The 18,723-nt window shown below is 64.2% G+C and carries 21 protein-coding genes; 14 read left to right on the forward strand and 7 right to left on the reverse strand.

Features of this window, described 5'->3' with window-relative positions; genetic code table 11:
• Positions 1-24: 24 nt before the first annotated feature.
• Positions 25-270 carry a TIGR02647 family protein gene (locus G9C89_RS12975; RefSeq protein WP_172148520.1) on the reverse strand — a complete coding sequence of 82 codons (246 nt, stop codon included), beginning with the start codon at positions 268-270 and terminating at the stop codon, positions 25-27.
• A 138-nt stretch (positions 271-408) separates the two neighbouring features.
• On the reverse strand, positions 409-687 hold the full coding sequence (locus G9C89_RS12980; RefSeq protein WP_172148522.1) for a hypothetical protein: 279 nt from the start codon (positions 685-687) through the stop codon (positions 409-411).
• 142 nt (positions 688-829) lie between these two features.
• On the opposite strand from G9C89_RS12980, the gene G9C89_RS12985 reads away from it, so the two are divergent.
• Complete coding sequence (locus G9C89_RS12985) at positions 830-1,495, forward strand: glutathione S-transferase family protein (RefSeq protein ID WP_172148524.1); 666 nt, start codon at positions 830-832, stop codon at positions 1,493-1,495.
• A 43-nt stretch (positions 1,496-1,538) separates the two neighbouring features.
• Here G9C89_RS12985 and argH read toward each other — a convergent pair whose 3' ends face one another.
• Positions 1,539-2,933: an argininosuccinate lyase gene (gene argH / locus G9C89_RS12990; RefSeq protein WP_172148526.1), complete on the reverse strand. Its 1,395-nt coding sequence runs from the start codon at positions 2,931-2,933 to the stop codon at positions 1,539-1,541.
• A gap of 254 nt (positions 2,934-3,187) precedes the next feature.
• Between argH and G9C89_RS12995 the strand changes: the two genes are divergently transcribed.
• The 8 genes from G9C89_RS12995 (at position 3,188) to G9C89_RS13030 (ending at position 11,683) form a co-directional block, all read left to right on the forward strand.
• On the forward strand, positions 3,188-4,270 hold the full coding sequence (locus G9C89_RS12995; RefSeq protein WP_172148528.1) for a sensor histidine kinase: 1,083 nt from the start codon (positions 3,188-3,190) through the stop codon (positions 4,268-4,270).
• Positions 4,267-5,013, forward strand: a complete 747-nt coding sequence (locus G9C89_RS13000; protein WP_172148530.1) for a LytR/AlgR family response regulator transcription factor — start codon at positions 4,267-4,269, stop codon at positions 5,011-5,013. Before G9C89_RS12995 ends, G9C89_RS13000 begins: the two co-directional genes overlap by 4 nt.
• A 295-nt stretch (positions 5,014-5,308) precedes the next feature.
• Positions 5,309-6,247, forward strand: a complete 939-nt coding sequence (gene hemC / locus G9C89_RS13005; protein ID WP_172148532.1) for a hydroxymethylbilane synthase — start codon at positions 5,309-5,311, stop codon at positions 6,245-6,247.
• On the forward strand, positions 6,244-7,017 hold the full coding sequence (locus G9C89_RS13010; protein ID WP_172148534.1) for a uroporphyrinogen-III synthase: 774 nt from the start codon (positions 6,244-6,246) through the stop codon (positions 7,015-7,017). Before hemC ends, G9C89_RS13010 begins: the two co-directional genes overlap by 4 nt.
• A 16-nt stretch (positions 7,018-7,033) precedes the next feature.
• Positions 7,034-8,182, forward strand: coding sequence for a uroporphyrinogen-III C-methyltransferase (locus G9C89_RS13015; protein ID WP_172148536.1), 1,149 nt, complete (start codon positions 7,034-7,036; stop codon positions 8,180-8,182).
• Complete coding sequence (locus tag G9C89_RS13020) at positions 8,179-9,426, forward strand: heme biosynthesis HemY N-terminal domain-containing protein (RefSeq protein WP_172148538.1); 1,248 nt, start codon at positions 8,179-8,181, stop codon at positions 9,424-9,426. Before G9C89_RS13015 ends, G9C89_RS13020 begins: the two co-directional genes overlap by 4 nt.
• Before the next feature lie 427 nt (positions 9,427-9,853).
• Positions 9,854-10,336 (forward strand): sigma D regulator, encoded by a 483-nt coding sequence (gene rsd, locus G9C89_RS13025; protein ID WP_172148540.1) that lies wholly within the window; start codon positions 9,854-9,856, stop codon positions 10,334-10,336.
• A gap of 408 nt (positions 10,337-10,744) precedes the next feature.
• Positions 10,745-11,683 carry an AlgP family protein gene (locus G9C89_RS13030; RefSeq protein ID WP_172148542.1) on the forward strand — a complete coding sequence of 313 codons (939 nt, stop codon included), beginning with the start codon at positions 10,745-10,747 and terminating at the stop codon, positions 11,681-11,683.
• On the opposite strand, the gene G9C89_RS13035 is transcribed toward G9C89_RS13030, so the two are convergent.
• A complete protein-coding gene (locus tag G9C89_RS13035; RefSeq protein ID WP_172148544.1) occupies positions 11,680-12,144 on the reverse strand; it encodes a TIGR02444 family protein in 465 nt (154 codons plus the stop codon). The genes G9C89_RS13030 and G9C89_RS13035 overlap by 4 nt on opposite strands.
• Positions 12,145-12,194: 50 nt before the next feature.
• On the opposite strand from G9C89_RS13035, the gene G9C89_RS13040 reads away from it, so the two are divergent.
• The 5 genes from G9C89_RS13040 to G9C89_RS13060 all read left to right on the forward strand — a co-directional run bounded on the left by G9C89_RS13040 (position 12,195) and on the right by G9C89_RS13060 (position 16,419).
• Positions 12,195-14,105: an ATP-binding cassette domain-containing protein gene (locus tag G9C89_RS13040; RefSeq protein WP_172148554.1), complete on the forward strand. Its 1,911-nt coding sequence runs from the start codon at positions 12,195-12,197 to the stop codon at positions 14,103-14,105.
• Positions 14,102-14,431: a hypothetical protein gene (locus tag G9C89_RS13045; protein ID WP_172148556.1), complete on the forward strand. Its 330-nt coding sequence runs from the start codon at positions 14,102-14,104 to the stop codon at positions 14,429-14,431. Before G9C89_RS13040 ends, G9C89_RS13045 begins: the two co-directional genes overlap by 4 nt.
• 5 nt (positions 14,432-14,436) lie before the next feature.
• Positions 14,437-15,201, forward strand: coding sequence for a TerC family protein (locus tag G9C89_RS13050; RefSeq protein WP_172148558.1), 765 nt, complete (start codon positions 14,437-14,439; stop codon positions 15,199-15,201).
• Positions 15,202-15,296: 95 nt separating this feature from the next.
• On the forward strand, positions 15,297-15,926 hold the full coding sequence (locus tag G9C89_RS13055; protein ID WP_172148560.1) for a LysE family transporter: 630 nt from the start codon (positions 15,297-15,299) through the stop codon (positions 15,924-15,926).
• A 37-nt stretch (positions 15,927-15,963) separates the two neighbouring features.
• Positions 15,964-16,419 carry a YaiI/YqxD family protein gene (locus G9C89_RS13060; protein WP_172148562.1) on the forward strand — a complete coding sequence of 152 codons (456 nt, stop codon included), beginning with the start codon at positions 15,964-15,966 and terminating at the stop codon, positions 16,417-16,419.
• 30 nt (positions 16,420-16,449) lie between these two features.
• Here G9C89_RS13060 and G9C89_RS13065 read toward each other — a convergent pair whose 3' ends face one another.
• The 3 genes from G9C89_RS13065 to G9C89_RS13075 all read right to left on the reverse strand — a co-directional run bounded on the left by G9C89_RS13065 (position 16,450) and on the right by G9C89_RS13075 (position 18,614).
• Positions 16,450-16,920: a thioesterase family protein gene (locus G9C89_RS13065; protein WP_172148564.1), complete on the reverse strand. Its 471-nt coding sequence runs from the start codon at positions 16,918-16,920 to the stop codon at positions 16,450-16,452.
• Positions 16,921-17,070: 150 nt separating this feature from the next.
• Positions 17,071-17,730, reverse strand: a complete 660-nt coding sequence (elbB, locus tag G9C89_RS13070; RefSeq protein ID WP_172148566.1) for an isoprenoid biosynthesis glyoxalase ElbB — start codon at positions 17,728-17,730, stop codon at positions 17,071-17,073.
• A gap of 329 nt (positions 17,731-18,059) precedes the next feature.
• A complete protein-coding gene (locus G9C89_RS13075) occupies positions 18,060-18,614 on the reverse strand; it encodes a DedA family protein (protein WP_172148938.1) in 555 nt (184 codons plus the stop codon).
• Between the last annotated feature and the right edge of the window lie 109 nt (positions 18,615-18,723).

The following is an 18,723-nucleotide window of genomic DNA, read 5'->3' on the forward strand; positions in this document are numbered from 1 at the left end:
GGCGGCGTGGGCAGTGCCGGCGGGTCAGGCGGTTTCGGTCACATTGAGAATGGTCAGCAAGACTTGCGCGTGTTCGGCTGCGTCCAGTCCCAGGCTGGTCAGGTAACCGCCATCTTCTTGGGTGACCAGGCCTTTGGCGTACAGGCGTTTGGCCGCAGCAATCGCTTGCGGGGCGGCAACATGGTGAACCTTGAGGCCTTCCTGGGTGTTGCCCAGGTTAAACAGGGCGAGAAGATCCAGTTCGGCAACCAGCTCAGGGGTAAAAGACATAAGTGCTCCAGGCTCTTGTAAACAGGGGCCGGGCAGTGCGTGTGCCCGACTGGTTGAAGCCCGCGTGGCTGAAGCCAGGCGCGGGTGTGTGCAGTGTAGCGAGACGCGCGGCTGCGCGCGCGGGCTAAGCGACTAGCGTCAGGAGGTTTCTTTCGGCAACTCCGGCAGTGCGCGCAGGGCTTGCTCGTAAGCCGCGCCGTCGAATGGCCGATCTTCGTCGAGCATGGCCCTGATCTCATGGGCCAGGACCATCGCCATCAGCTGCAGGATTTCGCCGCGCTCGTAGCCGACCAGGGTCAGCTTGTTCAGGGTGGCCAGGGCGGCAGGCGGCTGCGCGGCCTCGAGCTGATTCTCGATGGCCTGGATCAGCGCTTCTTCGGCAAAGGCCTCGTCTTCGTTTTCGTCGTGCTCGCTCATGCTTGGCTTATCCGGGGGCTGAGCGTGCAGTGTGCCAGCGTGACAGCGTCCGCGCCATTCACTGACTTGATACGGCTGGCTGGCATGGCCTATCTGGGGCTATAACACTAGCTATCCTTCCGCCGGCCTGGAGCCTGTCAGCATGTTCAAACTATATGGGTTTGCCGTTAGCAACTACTTCAATATGGTCAAGTTGGCCTTGCTGGAGAAGGGGCTGGAGTTCGAGGTCGTGACCCTCTACGGCAACCAGAGCGACGAATTTCTCAGTATCAGCCCGCGTGGCAAGGTGCCGGTGCTGGGGGTCGAGCAGGGCTTCATCAACGAGACCAGTGCGATCCTCGAGTATCTGGAAGAGTGCGCCGAGGGCAAGGCGTTGCTGCCCAGCGAGCCATTCGCCCGTGCCCAGGTGCGCGCACTGATGAAGGAAATCGAGCTGTATATCGAGTTGCCCGCACGGATTGGCTACTCGGAAGCATTCTTCGGTGCGGAGATTTCCGCCTCCTTGAAAAGCAAGTGCAAAGCCGAGCTGTTGGCCGGGATCGACACGCTCAAGCGTCATGGCAGCTTTACCCCCTATGTGGCGGGCGACAGCTTCAGCCTGGCCGATATCTACTTCCTCTACAGCATCGACCTGGCGTGTGGGGTGGCGAAGAAACTGTTCGCTATCGACCTGCTGGCCGATTTCTCGGCGGCCCACGAGCTGCTCGTGCTGCTCAACCAGAACCCGCACGTCAAACGCATCGCCGCGGATAAGGAGGCGGGGATGGCGGCGTTCATTGCGATGGCTCAGGCCAAGGCCAAAGGCTGAGCTCACGCGGCGCAGGGCGCGCCGCGTGACGGCCGGCTAGCGGTTAGCGACTGGCCAGTAGCGCCTGGCCGCGCTTGACGGCGGCCAGCACCTGCTTCGGTGCGGTGCCGCCGATATGGTCGCGGGCGTTGACCGAGCCTTCCAGGGTCAATACCGCAAACACATCCTGTTCGATCTGGGTGCTGAACTGGCGCAGTTCATCCAGGCTCATCTCGGCCAGGTCCTTGCCATTGTCGACGCCGTATTTCACCGCATGGCCGACGATTTCGTGGCAGTCGCGGAACGGCAGGCCCTTGCGCACCAGGTAGTCAGCCAGGTCGGTGGCGGTGGAGAAACCGCGTAGCGCCGCTTCGCGCATGATCGCGTGCTTGGGCTTGATCGCCGGGATCATGTCGGCGAAGGCGCGCAGCGAGTCGCGCAGGGTGTCGGCGGCGTCGAACAGCGGTTCCTTGTCCTCCTGGTTGTCCTTGTTGTAGGCCAGCGGCTGGCCCTTCATCAGGGTCAGCAGGCCCATCAGTGCGCCGAATACCCGGCCGGTCTTGCCGCGCACCAGCTCCGGCACGTCGGGATTTTTCTTTTGCGGCATGATCGAGCTGCCGGTGCAGAAGCGGTCCGGCAGGTCGATGAACTGGAACTGCGCGGAGGTCCACAGCACCAGCTCTTCGGAGAAGCGCGACAGGTGCATCATGGCGATCGATGCCGCGGCGCAGAATTCGATGGCAAAGTCGCGATCGGAAACGCCGTCCAGCGAGTTGCCACCGACGGCGTCGAAGCCGAGCAGTTGCGCGGTGACTTCACGCTGAATCGGGTAGGTGGTGCCGGCCAGCGCCGCCGAGCCGAGTGGCATGCGGTTGGTGCGCTTGCGGCAGTCGAGCAGGCGCTCGTAGTCGCGGCTGAGCATCTCGAACCAGGCCAGCAGGTGGTGGCCGAAGGTCACCGGTTGAGCGGTCTGCAGGTGGGTGAAGCCGGGCATGATGGTCGCCGCTTCGCGTTCGGCCTGTTCCAGCAGGCCCTGCTGCAGACGGGTGATTTCACTGAGGATCAGGTCGATCTCGTCGCGCAGCCACAGGCGGATATCGGTAGCCACCTGGTCGTTACGGCTGCGGCCGGTGTGCAGCTTCTTGCCGGTGACGCCGATGCGGTCGGTCAGGCGCGCCTCGATGTTCATGTGCACGTCTTCCAGGTCGACGCGCCAGTCGAACTGGCCGGCTTCGATCTCGCTCTGGATCTGGCTCAGACCGTCGATGATGGCGTCGCGCTCGGCGTCCGTCAGCACGCCGACCTTGGCCAGCATGGTCGCATGGGCGATGGAGCCCATGATGTCGTGACGATACAGGCGCTTGTCGAATTCGACGGAGGCGGTGAAGCGGGCGACGAAGGCGTCGACGGGCTCGCTGAAGCGGCCGCCCCAGGATTGATTGGTTTTTTCAGTGCTCATGGGCTTCGCTCGGCTGATGCGCTAAAACAGGCGGGCCGCAGGTGGCGGCCGGCATGGCGGAAAAAGTCCGCCGATAATAACAGGCTGGCGGGCAAAATCGCCGGGTCGGTTTGTCGGTCGCTGCCTACGCCGACAGCCTGGGCAGTGTTGCCTGGCTCACAGTTTGCCAAGGCGGGCCGTATTCAAGCGTTTTATTTTGCCCAACTGGAGCGGGCTCACTTGCCGCCCGGCCGAGCCACGGGGAAACTGCGCCGATGCATACTCAATGGTTGAACAATAAAAACCCGCCGGCGCCCATCGACGACTTCTTCGTCCCGGAGCTGTGCGAGCCGGAAGCGCTGCTGAGCATGGTCCTGCTGGCCGAGCTGCTGGTGCTGGTACTGGTGCTGGCCGAGCCGATGCTGCCGGGCTTCGACTGGGTGCGCCTGGCGCTGACCTCGCTGTTCGTGCAGTGGATCCTGCTGCTGTCGGCCGCGCTGCTGTGTCGTTTGCGGCCACTGCTGGCGCGCTGGCGTGCGGCGCTGGCTGGGGTGCTGTGCTGCCTGATCGTGGTCGGGCTGACGCTCGCCTGCACCGCAGTGGCCGATTATTACGATCTCGGCGGGCCGCTGCCGCATGCTGGCGAGGTCAATCTTTACCTGCGGCATGCCTTGATTAGCATGATCATGTCCGCGCTGCTGCTACGCTATTTCTATCTGCAGAGCCAATGGCGACGGCAGGAGCAGGCCGAGTTGCGCGCGCGCATCGAATCCTTGCAGGCGCGGATCCGCCCGCACTTCCTGTTCAACAGCCTGAACAGTATTGCCAGCCTGGTGGCGATCGACCCCTACAAGGCCGAGCAGGCGGTGCTGGACCTGTCCGATCTGTTTCGCGCCAGCCTGGCCAAACCCGGCAGCCTGGTGCCCTGGAGCGAGGAGTTGGAGCTGGCCAAGCGATATTTGTCGATTGAGCACTATCGCCTTGGCGAGCGACTACAGTTGCAATGGGAGGTGGTCGATGTGCCGAACGATTTACCGATTCCGCAGCTGACCCTGCAGCCATTGCTGGAGAACGCCTTGATCTATGGGATCCAGCCACGCATCGAGGGTGGTTTGGTGCGTGTCGACGCGAGTTATGCCGATGGGGTGTTCCAATTGTGCGTCAGCAACCCTTATGAAGAACAAAGCGAGCAGCCGTCTTCGCGTGGGACGCGCCAGGCGCTGGGTAATATCGATGCGCGTCTTGCGGCACTTTTCGGGCCGCGGGCCAGTCTCAGCGTGGAGCGCCGTGACGGCCGCCACTTCACCTGTCTACGCTATCCTTGTGCGAGACTCACGCAGGAAGCCCGTGTCCTATGAATGTCCTGATCGTCGATGATGAACCCCTGGCCCGTGAGCGCCTCAGCCGCATGGTCGGCGAACTCGATGGCTACCGTGTCCTCGAACCGTCCGCGAGCAATGGCGAAGAGGCCCTGACCCTGATCGACAGCCTGAAGCCGGATGTCGTGTTGCTGGATATCCGCATGCCGGGCCTGGATGGTCTGCAGGTTGCCGCCAAACTCTGCGAACGCGAAGCGCCGCCAGCGGTGATCTTCTGCACGGCCCATGACGAATTCGCCCTGGAGGCGTTCAAGGTCAGTGCGGTGGGCTATCTGGTCAAGCCGGTGCGCGCCGAGCATCTCAGCGAAGCGCTGAAAAACGCCGAGCGGCCAAACCGGGTGCAGCTTGCCGCCCTGACGCGTCCCGCGGCGGAAAGCGGTGTCGGCCCGCGCAGCCATATCAGTGCGCGCACGCGCAAAGGCATCGAGCTGATTCCGCTCGATCAGGTGATCTTCTTCATCGCCGACCATAAGTACGTGACCCTGCGCCATGCCGGTGGCGAAGTGCTGCTGGACGAGCCGCTGAAGGCCTTGGAAGACGAGTTCGGCGACCGCTTCGTGCGCATCCACCGCAACGCCCTGGTCGCCCGCGAGCGTATCGAGCGCTTGCAGCGCACCCCGCTCGGGCACTTCCAGCTATTCCTCAAGGGCCTCAACGGCGACGCGCTGATCGTCAGTCGCCGGCATGTGGCCGGGGTGCGCAAGCTGATGAGCAGCTTGTAGGGGCGTTGGCCTGAGAGGGTGAACAACTATCGCCGGCGGCGCCTGGATAAATCGGTGCGACACCCCTCCAGCGGGTTGTCGCTGCGCTCCGAACGGAACGCCACCCGGACCACCACCCTAAGCTCCGAACTGCACGCTGCTGCGTCTTGCCGCGAACGCCTGGCGACGGCCTCGCGACGACGCTCGATATTGTCACGCCCGCTGAGGCGCCAGCTGCCCCATTCCCCACGCCGCCCCACACCCGCTGTGCGCCCCCTGTTATTATCCTCGGCAGTCCGTTTTCTGGAATTGCCCCATGCCCCGCGAAATTCGTATCGCCACCCGTAAAAGTGCCCTGGCCCTGTGGCAGGCCGAACACGTCAAGGCCCGCCTGGAACAGGCCCATCCGGGTCTGAAAGTCAGCCTGGTGCCGATGGTCAGCCGCGGCGACAAGCTGCTCGATGCGCCGCTGGCGAAAATCGGCGGCAAGGGGTTGTTTGTCAAGGAACTGGAAACCGCCCTGCTCGAGAATGAGGCCGACATCGCCGTGCATTCGATGAAGGACGTGCCCATGGACTTCCCCGAAGGCCTGGGCCTGTACTGCATCTGCGAGCGTGAGGATCCGCGTGACGCCTTCGTCTCCAATAGTTTCGACAGCCTGGATGCACTGCCCGCCGGCAGCGTGGTCGGCACCTCCAGTTTGCGCCGCCAGGCGCAGTTGCTGGCGCGCCGCCCCGACCTGAAAATCCAGTTCCTGCGCGGCAACGTCAATACCCGCCTGGCCAAGCTGGATGCGGGCGAGTACGACGCCATCATCCTCGCCGCGGCCGGCCTGATTCGCCTGGGGTTTGCCGCGCGCATTCGCTCCTCCATCAGTGTCGATGACAGCCTGCCGGCGGGCGGGCAGGGCGCGGTGGGTATCGAATGCCGCAGTGCCGATGCGCAGATCCATGCCCTGCTGGCAGCGTTGAACCATCACGAGACCGCCTTGCGCGTCAGCGCCGAACGGGCGCTGAACAAGCGGCTCAATGGCGGCTGCCAGGTGCCGATCGCCTGCTATGCGGTGCTCGAAGGCGAGCAATTGTGGTTGCGTGGCCTGGTTGGCCAGCCCGATGGTGGTTTGCTGCTGCGGGCGGAAGGTCGTGCTCCGGCGGCGCAGGCCGAGCAACTCGGCGTGCAGGTCGCCGAGGCGCTGCTGGCCCAGGGCGCCGCGGACATTCTGCAGGCTGTCTACGGTGAGGTCGATTCCGAGTGAGCGACTGGCGCGTGCTGCTGACCCGTCCGGCCGAGGAGTGCGCGGCCCTGGCCGCGACCCTGGCCGAGCAGGGGATCTACAGCAGCAGCCTGCCATTGTTGGCGATCGAGGCCCTGGCCGAGACGCCGGAGCAGCGCGCGACCATCCTCGGGCTTGATCGTTACTGCGCGGTGATCGCGGTGAGCAAGCCGGCCGCGCGCCTTGGCCTGGAGTTGCTCGACCGTTACTGGCCACAGCCGCCGACCGTGCCGCTCTGGTTCAGTGTCGGCGCGGCCACCGCCGAGATCCTCGGCGATTATGGCCTGGCCGTGCATTACCCCGCGCAGGGCGACGACAGCGAGGCCTTGCTCGCGCTGCCGCAACTGCGGCAAGTGCTGGCGGCGGCGTGCTCGCCGCGGGTGCTGATTCTGCGTGGCGAGGGTGGTCGCGAACTCCTCGCCGAGCGCTTGCGCGGCCAGGGCGTGGAAGTCGACTATCTGTCGCTGTACCGCCGCCTGTTGCCGCACTATCCACCAGCGGCACTTGCCGAGCGGGTGCGGGAGGAACGCTTGAATGGCCTGGTGGTCAGCAGTGGGCAGGGTTTCAGCCATTTGCTCGAGTTGGCCGGCGAACACTGGCCATCGCTGGCTCGGCTACCCTTGTTCGTACCCAGCCCGCGTGTGGCTGAACAGGCGCGTGCTGCGGGCGCCAAAAATATTGTGGACTGCCGCGGCGCGAATGCCGCGGCGTTGCTGGCGGCGTTGCAGGCGCAACCTGCCCCCGACCTCTGATGCAAAGGATGGATACGTGAGCGAAGCGACTACCCCGAAAGAACAACAGCCGCCGGTAACGGAGGCGCCCACTGCTGCACCGCCCGCCCCTGTGGCAAAACCCGCGTCGCGCGCTAACAGCCTGGTCTGGCTGGCGCTGTTGCTGGGTGCGGCGGGCGTAGCGGTGGGTGGCTGGGGCCTGTGGCAGTTGCGCAGTCTGGAAGTGCGCGAGCAGCAGCAGCTCGATCAGTTGGAGGCGGCGCGCAGTCAGACCGAGGCCCTGGCCCAGCGTACCCAGGGACTGGATGCTCGCCTGCAGCAATTGCCCGCTGCCGATGAGCTGGAAGCTCGGCGCCGCCTGGTCGCGCAGTTGCAAGGCGATCAGCAGTTGCTCAACCAGCGTCTGGAGACTGTCCTCGGCGCCAGTCGTCAGGATTGGCGTCTGGCCGAGGCCGAGCATCTGTTGCGTCTTGCCAGCCTGCGTCTGTCGGCCTTGCAGGATATCGACAGTGCCGAGGCCTTGGTGCAGGGCGCCGACGAGATTCTCCGCGGGCAGGATGATCCCGCCGCTTTTGCGGCGCGCGAGCAACTGGCCAAGAGCCTCGAGGCCTTGCGCGCAACCGTCAATCCCGATCGCACCGGGCTGTTCCTGCAGTTGGCGGCGTTGCGCGAGCAGGTGGCGCAGTTGCATGCGCTGAACCCGGCCTTCGTCAGTTCCGGTGGGGTGCTCAGTGATCTGGCCGCCGAGGGTGATGGCAGCAGTTGGTGGGCCGAGTGGCTCGAAACCCTGTCGCAGTATTTTCGTATCGACTTCAGCGCCGACGAGAATATTCGCCCGTTGCTCGCCGGGCAGAGCCTGACGCAGGTGCGCCTGGCCCTCAGCCTGGCCCTGGAGCAGGCGCAGTGGGCGGCGCTGCATGGCCAGACCCCGGTATATCGGCAGTCGCTGCTGCAGGCGCGGGAGGTGTTGGATGCGCATTTCGATCTGGACAACCCCAATAGCCGTGCCTTGCGTGCGCGCATCGAGGAGTTGCTCGAGCAGCCGATCGAGGTGGCCGCGCCGGATCTGAGTGGTTCGCTCAACGCGGTGCAGGCCTACATCCAGCGCAAGCAGTCGGCCCGGGAGCGGATCGAGCGTGACGCACCGGCAGACGCCCTGCCGAGTGTGGAGGAGGCTCGCCCATGAAGCGTGTCTATCTGCTGCTCGTCGTGTTGGCGATAGCCGCGGGGCTGGCGTTGCTCGCCCTGGCGGTAACCGAGCACAAGGGCTACGTGTTGTTCGCTTACCAGGGCTTTCGCTACGAATCGAGCTTGTGGGCTTTCCTGGCGCTGGTCGCGGTGGTCTGGTTGTCGCTCTACCTGCTGCGCCTGTTGCTGCGTCTGGTCGTCACCTCGGGAGGGTTGGTCAATCCCTGGTCGCGTCTGCATGGCAGGCGTCGCGTGCGTCTGGCCCGCGAGCAGGGTTTTCTCGATCTGGCCGAAGGTCGTTGGGCGCCGGCCTTGCGCCATTTGCGCCGAGCCGCCGAAGGCGAGGAGCAGCCCCTGGCATATTACCTGGGGGCCGCTCGTGCCGCGCAGCAACTGGGGCAGGAGGAGGACAGTGATCAGTTGTTGGAGCAGGCGCTCACGCGGCAGCCTCAAGCCGAGCTGGCGATCGGTCTGACCCATGCCGAATTGCAATTGGCGCGGGGGCAGGCCGATGCGGCGCTGGAGACCTTGCAGGTGATGAACGAGCGTCATCCCCACCACCAACTGGTATTGCGTCAGCTGCAGCAGTTGTATGTACAGCGCGGCGATTGGTCGGCGCTGCTCGCCTTGTTGCCGGAGTTGCGCAAGGGCAAGGTGCTCGCTGATGCCCAGTTGGCCGAGCTGGAGCGGCAGGCCTGGTGCGGTCGGCTGGCGGATGCCGGCCGGGCTGATGAAGACGGCGGGCAGGATGCGTTGGCGGCGCTGGCGCAAGCCTGGCAACAACTGTCCGCGGCGCACCGCCAGGAGCCGGAGTTGCTGGCTGTCTATGCCGAGCGCTTACGCGTGCTGGGCGCAGAACCCGCTGCCGAAGAATTACTGCAGGCGGCGCTCAAGCGCAGCTATGACAGTCGCCTGGTACGTCTCTATGGTCTGCTGCGTGGGCGCGACCCCGCGCGCCAGCTGCAAACCGCCGAGGGCTGGTTGACGCAGCACCCGAGTGAGGCGGGCCTATTGCTGACGCTGGGTCGGCTGTGTTTGCACTGCCAGCTGTGGGGCAAGGCCAAAGAATATTTCGAGACTAGCCTGGTGTTTCAGCGCCACCCGGAAACCTGTGCGGAGTTGGCTCGCCTGCTGGCCCGGTTGGGCGAAACCGAGCAGAGCAATCGTTTGTTTCAGGAGGGGCTGGGGCTACTCGATCGGCGCCTGGACAGCCTGCCTTTGCCCGCGCCAGTCGCCAACTGATAGGCGGATGCCGGCGTCTGCATGGCGCTGCAAGGGGAATGTTCCCCCCGCTAGTGGTGGACGGCAGCGGACGCGCTGCGGCCGATATTGTGTCGATCCGGTTGATGTCGATCATGGGATGGGCCTGATTAATCAACCCATGCTGTGCAAGTTGGTCCGCATATGTTGTAGTGCAAGCAAGCGTCGAGTGGGGTTTGGCTGAATTTCTGCGGGCCAGACGCTGCGCGGGACACCGATTAAACGCTCGTATGAAATTTTCTCGACCGAGCGCCTTGATGGTGTGGGTTCGCGGGCATAATCTGGCTCGCAAGCAGCGCCGGAAAGCTGCCGTTTTTCGGTTGCTTTTCCAAGACCATGTGCCGATTGACAAAAAACCGTCTCGGATCGGACGTATAACAGAAATACCGATAAGGGAAGTGAGGCCATCATGCTCGATAGTTGTCAGAACGCCCAGGAACGTTGGGGTGGTGTTCACCTGCTGATCGATCGCTGGTTGCAGGAGCGCCAGGAACTGGTGAAGGCCTATACGGCCATCAGCAACTCCCCACAAGCACCTATTACCAATGCGCAGCCCTTGCAGAGGTTCTGCGAAATCCTGGTCGACTACGTGTCCGCTGGACATTTCGAGGTCTATGAACAGCTGACCAATGAAGCCAAGGCCTTTGACGATCAGCGTGGCCTCGAGTTGGCCAAGCAGATCTATCCGCGGCTCGAGGTGATCACCGAGGTGGCGCTAACATTCAACGACCGCTGCGACAATGGCGATTGCCATGATAGCGTGTCCCTGGGCGAAGAGCTCCAGCGCCTGGGGCAGTTGCTACACGAGCGTTTCGAGTTGGAAGACTGCCTGATCGAAGTGCTGCACAACGCGCATCAGCAGCAGGCTCCGGCTCCGGCCCCCGTACTCTAGCAAGCGGTTTTTCAATCGCCTGCCAGTAGAACCTCACTCGCCGCCGTCGTGCAGCACCTGCGCAACCGTCAGGCGCCAGTTTGTCACTCGTGATCAAGCTGGGTTGGCTCTTTGCGTTGGCGGGGATGCCGCTTGCCGTTGGTTCGAGTGCTTGTTCTGTCGTCGCCTGCTCCCCCGTCAATGCCCTCAAGCAGACGCTCGCTGGGTGCGAGTTCTCGGACTCCCGCGCAGCCATTTTTCCCAGATTCAGGCCATAGGCCGGAGCCACACAGGCAGCGTGCCGCGACGTTCAGCAGGTAGATTTTGTTGGGCTTCGTTCCCCGGCACCAACCTGCAGTTTGCAGGCAATTACTATTCTCCGGCAGGCTGCTAGTATGAGTTGCATCTACATCCGCCTGGAGGCGCGCCATGTCGGCCACAAAGAATACCAAGAAGAAATCGGTCAGTACCCCGCTGCACTTGCTCCATCAACTATCCAGCAGCCTGCTAGAGCATCTTGAGGATGCCTGTTCGCGAGCGCTGATCGATGCTGAAAAGCTGCTCGGCAAGTTGGAGAAGCAGCGCGGCAAGGCCCAGGAAAAGCTGCATAACGCCCGCGTCAGGTTGCAGGATGCTGCAGTGGCGGGCAAGGCCAAGGCGCAGGCCAAAGCCAAGGATGCGGTGGCCGAGCTGGAAGAGTTGCTCGATACCCTCAAGGAGCGGCAGAGCGAGACCCGCAATTATATCGTCGGGCTCAAGCGTGACGCCCAGGAAAGCCTGAAGCTCGCCCAGGGTGTAGGCAAGGTCAAGGAAGCCGCCAGCAAGGCCCTGAGCCGCCATGAAGGCAAACCCGCAGTCGTCAAGCCGGCAGCCAAGCCGGTCGCCAAAGCCGCTGCCAAACCGGTGGCGAGCAAAGCGCCTGCCAAGGTCGCCAGCAAACCTGCCGCCAAGCCCGCGGCCAAGCCTGCAGTCAAAGCTGCAGCCAAGCCGGTTGCCAGTAAAACCGCAGCCAGCAAACCAGCCGGCGCCGCTGCCAAACCGGCCGGCAAGGCACCGCTGAAGTCCGCGGCGAAGCCGGTCGCTGCAGCTCCTGCAGCCGCCAAGCCAGCCGCCAAGGCGCCGGCCAAGCCGGCAGCGAAGAAGCCGCTTGCCACCAGCACGGCCAAACCTGTGGCGGCCAAGCCCGTGGCAACCAAGGCGGCGAGTAAACCAGTGGCGAAACCTGCGGCTAAAGCTGCAGTCAAGCCCGTGGCGAAAAAAACCGCGGCCGCTAAACCCGTGGCGGCAACCCCGGTTGTCAGCTCGCCGGCGGTGCCCGTCGCGGCCACTGTCGTACCTGCAGGCAGCACCCCGCCGACAGCGTCCTAAACGTGTCGGGCTGCGGCGTGCAGCAGATGCAGTGCGTCGCAGTCGGCTGCCGTGGTCACGGGAGCCAGCGTGTGCAGCCAGTCTTGCATGTCCTCGGCCGTATCGCCTGGCCAGTCATGGCAGCATGACGCCAGGCGCTGCAACAGTTCGCGTTCGGCCGCCAGTTCAAGTTGTTTGATCTGCTCGCGCAGCGCCGCCAGGGCGCTGTCGTGGTGAGCGGCTGCGCGCCATTGCTGGCGGACGTGCCTGAGCGCACCGATCACCTCGCGCTGCCAGGGCTGGGCTATGGCGCGCAGGTGCTCGGCCCGCTCGGCGCTGCAGGCCACACCGCGGCAGCCGAGCCAGGCGCCGCAGAGCAACAGGCAGATATCGTTACCCTGGGCCTGCAAGTGCAGGCAGGCGGTCTCGACGCCGGGGCGGCGATAGAGGTCTTCGGCGAAACGCCACAGGTCAGGATGCATGGTGCTTTCCGGGTATGCGGCGGGCGACTCTGGTAGACTCCGCCGCCATTATGATCCGACTCCAGAACCTCACTTTACAGCGTGGCCCGCAGCGTCTGCTAGAAGACGCCGAGCTGTGCCTGCATCCCGGCCAGAAAGCCGGCCTGATCGGCGCCAATGGCGCCGGCAAATCCAGCCTGTTCGCCTTGCTGCGCGGTGACTTGAGTGCGGACGCGGGCGACTGCCTGATCCCCGCCGACTGGCGCATTGCCCATATGCGTCAGGAGATCGACGCCGTCGAGCGCCAGGCGGTGGACTATGTGCTCGATGGCGATGTGCAGCTGCGCCGGGTCCAGGCCGAACTGGTCGTGGCCGAGGCCGCGCACGATGGCGTCGCGATTGCGCGCCTGCACACCGAGCTGGATAACCTCGATGGTTATGCCGCCGATGCCCGTGCGCGCAAATTGCTCGCCGGCCTGGGGTTTGAAAGTGCGCAGATGGATCGCCGTGTCGGCGATTTCTCCGGCGGCTGGCGCATGCGCCTGAACCTGGCCCAGGCGCTGATGTGCCCATCCGACCTGCTGTTGCTCGACGAGCCGACCAACCACCTGGACCTGGATGCGATTCTCTGGCTGGAAGGCTGGCTGCAGAACTACCCCGGTACCCTGCTGCTGATTTCCCATGACCGCGATTTCCTCGATGCGGTGGTCGATCACATCGCGCACGTCGAGCAGCGCAAGCTGACCCTCTATCGCGGCGGCTACTCGGCCTTCGAGCGCACCCGCGCCGAACGCCTGGCCCAGCAGCAGCAGGCGTTCGAGAAGCAGCAGGCGCAGCGCGCGCACATGGAAAAGTACATTGCCCGCTTCAAGGCCCAGGCCACCAAGGCGCGCCAGGCGCAGAGCCGGATCAAGGCGCTGGAGCGCATGGAAGAGTTGTCCGCGGCGCATGTCGACTCGCCGTTCGACTTCAGCTTCCGCGAGGCCGAGAAGATTTCCAGCCCGCTGCTGGACCTGAGCGAAGGCCGTCTCGGCTATGGCGACAAGGTGGTGCTCGAACAGGTCAAGTTGCAGTTGGCGCCCGGCGCTCGCCTGGGCTTGCTCGGGCCCAACGGCGCCGGTAAATCGACCCTGATCAAGAATCTGGCGGGCGAGTTGCAGCCCATCAGTGGCCGTTTGCAGCTTGGTGAGAATCTGGTGGTGGGTTATTTCGCCCAGCATCAGCTCGACGCCCTCGACGACAAGGCCAGCCCGCTCCTGCATTTCCAGCGCCTGGCTCCAACCGAGCGCGAGCAGACCCTGCGCGACTTCCTCGGCGGTTTCGACTTCCGCGGGCCGCGCTGCGACGAGCCGGTGCTGAATTTTTCCGGGGGCGAAAAAGCGCGCCTGGCCCTGGCCTTGATCGCCTGGGGCAAGCCCAACCTGTTGCTGCTCGATGAGCCAACCAACCACCTCGACCTGGAGATGCGCCTGGCGCTGACCATGGCCCTGCAGGAGTTCTCCGGCGCGGTGGTGGTGGTCTCGCATGATCGGCATCTGCTGAAAAGCACCACCGATGAGTTCCTCCTAGTTGCCGATGGCCGGGTGCAGCCGTTCGATGGTGATCTCGAGGACTATGCGCGTTGGTTGGCGGACTTCCGGGTGCGCCAGGCGCCAGTCAACAACGGCGAAGGCAACCTGGATAAAACCGACAAGCGCGCCCAGCGCCAGGCCGCGGCGGCGCTGCGCCAGCAGCTGGCGCCGCTCAAACGTGAAGCCGACAAGTTGGAAAAGGAACTCGGCCAACTGCATCAGAACCTGGCTGCCGTGGAAGCCCGCCTGGGCGACAGTGCGATCTACGAGGCGGCCAGCAAGAACCAGCTGCGCGATGCGCTGGCCGAGCAAGCCAAGCTGAAGAGCCGTGAAGCCGAGCTGGAAGAGCGCTGGCTGGAGGCACTGGAAACCCTCGAGGCCTTGCAGGCCGAGTTGGAGGCGGCCAGTTGAGTGTCGAGGTATTCGGCTGGGAATGGTTGAGCGCCTACCGCGCACCGCTGCTGCGTGCCGGCCAGGTGGTGCTGATTGTGCTGTTGGCGTGGTTGCTGCAGCGTTTGCTGGCACGTGGCCTGGGCCGGCTGATCATCGGCAGTGCCGACAAGCCTGGCGTCAGAGGCCGGGTCCTGGAAATCAACCTGTTCTACACCACCCTGGAAGACCTCAGTGGCGATGCACCGGGAACCTGGGTGCAGGTTCCCAATAGTCTGTTCTTCCAGAAAACCGTGCGCCGCTGGCGTAATGGCGAACTTCCCACCGCCCGCAAACTCGAGATTTAACCTCTATGGAATGGCTCGCCAACCCTGAACTCTGGGTCGCTTTTCTGACCCTGACGGCCCTGGAAATCGTCCTCGGCATCGACAACATCATCTTTATCTCGATCCTGGTCAGCCGCCTGCCCAAGGCTCAGCAACCCAAAGCGCGCTTTTTCGGCCTGGCCCTGGCCATGGGCACGCGGATTCTGCTGCTGCTGTCGATCAGTTGGGTGATGCGCCTGACCAATGACCTGTTCCAAGTCTTCGGCGAGGGCTTTTCCGGGCGCGACCTGATTCTGTTCTTCGGCGGCCTGTTCCTGCTGTTCAAGAGCACCGCGGAGATCTACCACGGCCTGGAAGGCGAAGAGGAAGGCCAGGGCGCGGGCGGCAAGGCCTATGGCTTCTTGGGCATCATCGTGCAGATCGCCATCATCGACATCGTCTTCTCGCTGGACTCGGTGATCACCGCGGTCGGCCTGGTCGACAACGTACCGGTGATGATCGCCGCCATCGTGATTTCGGTGATCGTGATGATGCTCTCGGCCGGCACCATCAGCGACTTTATCGACAGGCACCCGAGCCTGAAGATGCTCGCGCTGTCGTTCCTGATCGTGGTCGGTACCGTCTTGATCGCCGAAGCCTTCGACGTGCATGTGCCCAAGGGTTACGTCTACTTCGCCATGGCCTTCTCGCTGGCCGTGGAGGCTGTGAATATCCGCATGCGCACGGCCCGCGCCCGGGCGCGCAAGGAAGAGCTGGAGCCGGTGCACCTGCGCAAGGGCTCGCCGGACTAAGCGCCTGGCTGGGCACGGCCCGCGACAAGAGGTAGGCTAGAGCGCCTGCCTCTGTCCGCTGGCAGCCCTTCATCATTCCGTTTGAGGTATCCGCCATGGCGCTCGAAACCTGGCTTGCGTTCTTTGCCGCCTGTTGGGTGATCAGCCTGTCGCCGGGGGCGGGGGCCATTGCCTCGATGTCCGCCGGGCTGCAATACGGTTTCTGGCGCGGCTACTGGAATGCCCTCGGCCTGCAGTTGGGCCTGGCGCTGCAGATCGTCATCGTCGCCGCCGGTGTCGGGGCGATTCTTGCCGCATCGGAAGTGGCGTTCGGCCTGATCAAGTGGTTCGGCGTGGTCTATCTGGTGTACCTCGGCTATCGCCAGTGGCAAGCCTTGCCCAGCGATATGGAGGCGCAGGCCGAGCGTCCGATCGGCCGGCCGCTGACTCTGGTCCTGCGCGGCTTTCTGGTGAATTTCAGCAACCCCAAGGCCATCGTCTTCATCCTCGCGGTGCTGCCGCAGTTTCTCGATCCGCAGGCGCCGTTGCTGGTGCAGCACCTGCTGATGGGCGTGACCATGATCTGCGTCGACCTGGTTGTCATGGCCGGCTATACCGGGCTGGCGGCACGGGCGCTGCGGGCATTGCGTTCGCCGCGTCAGCAGCGGGTGATGAACCGTACCTTTGCCGTGCTGTTCGTCGGTGCCGCGGCGCTGTTGGCCACGGTACGCCGCGCACCGGCCTGAGCGGGAGTCGTTGGTTTTGCATGAGCAAGGCGCCCGGATGCGTGTGTGGATAGATGCCGACGCCTGCCCCAAAGCGGCCAAGGATCAAGTGGTCAAGTTCGCCCTCAAACGGCGCTTCGAGGTGCTGTTGGTGGCCGGTCAGGCGCAGGTCAAGCCGGCCTACAGCTGCGTGCGGCTGATCGTGGTGCCCAGCGGTCCGGATGCCGCCGACGATTACCTGGTCGAGCATGTCCTGCCCGGCGAGTTGGTGATCTGCAGCGATGTGCCCCTGGCCGACCGCCTGGTGAAGAAGGGCGTCGCCGCTCTCGATCCGCGCGGCAAGGAGTTCGACGAGGGCAACATGGGCGAGCGCCTGGCAGTGCGCAACCTGTTTACCGACCTGCGCGAGCAGGGCCAGGTCAGTGGTGGCCAGGGACCCTATAGCGAACGCGACAAACAGGCCTTCGCCAATGCCCTGGATCGCATTCTGACCCGGCTTCAGCGCCAGGTCTGAGATGGCGTAGCCTCGACCCAGGCAATGAGTCTAGCCGCACAGGTAGGTGCCGGTGCCGACCGCCACCAGGGTGCCGTCATCGCTGTGCAGTTCGCTGCGCACCACCGCGACCTTGTTGCCGGAACGCAGCAGCACGGCGCTGACGGTGAAGTGCTGGCCGCGACCGGGGCGCAGGTAGTCGATGCGCAGGTCGATGGTGCCCAGCTTGGACAGTCGCGCCATGCGTTCGGCGCTGGACAGGTGCTGGTGCTTGTCGAAAGCGCCGATCAGCGCCATGGCACCACCGGCGACATCCAGCAGCGATGAGATGACTCCGCCATGCAGGATGCCGTGGACGAAGTTGCCGATCAGCTCGGGCTTCATCGGCAGGTGCATGGTCACCCGCTGCGGACTCAGCTCGCCAAGCTGAATACCCAGCATTTGGTTGAACGGGATGCGCTGAAAAAAGCCGCTCACGGCCTGATGCAGTTCCTGGGTAAGTTCGAGAGGTGGAGTGGTCATGGCGCCTGCCTTGCGGGATTTCACTGCACGCTGCAGCAGGGGAGCCTGTTTGGCCAGGGGCGCGGCGGGAGTGCCGCGCGCATTGGCGGATTCGGCCTGGCGGCCTGTCCGGTTTTTCCGCTGTAGAACCGTGTTAAGTCCGCCAGGCTCTTAGGCGTGGGTCAGTTCGAGTACCCGGTCGACCAGCTTGTTGATGCCTGCGGCCGCTTCACTGATCGACTGGGCGAGCATGTAGGCGGGCGTGGTGACCAGCTTGTGGGCGTGATCCTCGACAATATCGCTGACCTCGCACTCATGGTGGATGGCGCCCATCTGGGTCAGGGCGGCCGCGGTTTCCTGGTCGTTGCCGATGGTGCAGACCACGCCGCGGCCGAAGATCCTTGCCGCCAGGGCCGGGGCGATGCACATCAGGCCGACCGGTTTGCCGGCCTTGGCAAAGGCCTGGGCCGCGCTCAGTACGTCGGGCTGCACCGTGCAGTTGGCGCCGCTGAGGACGAAGTCGGAGAGGTTCTTGGCCACGCCAAAACCGCCGGGCATGATCAGGGCGTCGAAATCGTCTACATGCAGTTCGCGTACGTCCTTGATCTTGCCGCGCGCGATGCGGGCGGCCTCCGCCAGGACGTTGCGCGTCTCGTCCATTTCATCGCCACTGTAATGATCGACCACATGCAGTTGCTGCACGTTCGGCGCAAAGCATTGCACCTCGGCGCCGCGCTGGTCGAGGCGCAGCAGGGTGATCACGCTTTCATGAATCTCGGATCCGTCGTAAACGCCGCAACCGGAAAGAATCACCGCTACTTTTCTGTTCATTGAGAACTCCTGGTCACTGGGCTGAGTCAAGGTGGCTATGCAGATTATGGCTGGTCTGCGGCCGATCCTCGACAAGTTGAACGGGGGTGAATGGCTGTGTGGGTCGGGCGCATCATCATCGGCCTGGGCAGGTTGTGGTCAAATGCTACTCAGGTTGGCATGGATCACCGCGAAAGACTCGATACGCCAAGATCAGGATCCTGAAGCTAATCCTAGTCGCTGGGCTTTGGCCGCGATATGGGCCGGGGATGAATTAAAGCGATATCTGCTTGGGCTGGATGCTGCTCGGCGGCCGGACTCCACTGGCTGGATGGCGCTGGCGGGGTGGCTCAATGCGCCGAGCGGCGCAGGCGCTGGCGTAGCCAGAAGCCCAGGGCGATCAGCAGCAGCGCGCCGAAGACATACAGCTGGTAGCGGCGGAAGTCGCCGAGGATGGTTTCCAGCGCCGCGCCCAGGTGATAGGCCGCCAGTCCCAGGCCGCTAGCCCAGATGGCCACGCCGATGGCGTCCAGCAGCAGGTAGCGGCGCCATGAGTAGCCGGACAGGCCGATGGCCAGCGGCATCACCGTGCGCATGCCGTAGATGAAGCGCAAGCCCAATACCCACAAATCCGGATGCCGGCGCAGGAGCAGTAATGCCTTGTCGCCCAGGCCCTGCCAGTGCGGCCGACGGGCGAGGATGCGGCGGCCATGGCGGCGACCGAGGAAATACCACAGCTGGTCGCTGGCGTAGGTGCCGCAGAAGGCGAACAGCACCACCAGTTCGATGCTCAGGTAGCCGCGCAGCGCCAGATACGCCGCCAGTAGCAGCGCCATCTCGCCTTCGAGAAAGGTGCCAAGCAGCACCGCGGGATAGCCAAATTGTTGCAGCAGATGTTCGAGCATGGTGGCGGCCGAAGGGGTGGGCGACCAGCCTACTCCCATGCGGCGCTGGGGAAAACGGCACATCGCTCGACGCCAGTGAGCCTGGTGGTCACAATATCTGCAGGCTGCC

Source organism: Pseudomonas tumuqii, assembly GCF_013184545.1.
Lineage (GTDB): Bacteria > Pseudomonadota > Gammaproteobacteria > Pseudomonadales > Pseudomonadaceae > Aquipseudomonas > Aquipseudomonas tumuqii.